The 501-nt window shown below is 67.3% G+C and carries 2 protein-coding genes; both read right to left on the bottom strand.

Going from position 1 to position 501, the window contains the following annotated elements; all coding sequences use genetic code 11:
- Window positions 1-221, bottom strand: a 221-nt coding sequence (locus tag AC0IYH_RS29240; RefSeq protein ID WP_471837514.1) for a hypothetical protein, incomplete at its 3' end; no start/stop codon positions are given.
- Window positions 218-501 (bottom strand): SapC family protein (locus tag AC0IYH_RS29235; protein ID WP_471837512.1); only part of this gene is annotated, 284 nt, incomplete at its 5' end. The genes AC0IYH_RS29240 and AC0IYH_RS29235, both read right to left, overlap by 4 nt.

Here is a 501-nt window from a genome sequence, read left to right as displayed (position 1 = left end):
ACGCCCGGCCGGCCGTTGTAGAAGGACAAAAGGTAATCCGCTGCGGCCTTCGCGCCGTCGCGCCCGGCGACTACCAGCGGCCAGTCCCGCGCGAGGCCGCGCACGACGACCGGCTCGCCTGCCAGCACCAGCGCCTGGGGATCGATCGACCCCGCCTGCGCGGCGTCGATCTCCCGCACGCGCCTCGACGCGATGGGCCGACCGGACGCGACGGCGTTCATTCGGTCGCCCTCTTGATGTTCTTCAGCTCGATCAACCGCTGCACGTTGCCGAGCGAAGCCGCAGCCAGGAATGCGCCTTCCAGCAGACCCGATCGGTGCAGCCTTTCGAGCATCTCGCCCGACAGGTCGGCGAGTGCCTGACGATCCACGATGAACAGATCGGGGAGATCATAGGTCAGGTCGTCGTCGAGACCGATCTGCAACGTCATGGACCGGAGCAAGCCAGCCTCCCGCCAGGCCGCATAGATGGCGGGTGCCGTCTCGAGTCCCTGATAGATCG

The organism is Pseudomonas sp. AC463 (assembly GCF_979253585.1).
This window is presented reverse-complemented; position numbering and strand designations above follow the sequence as displayed.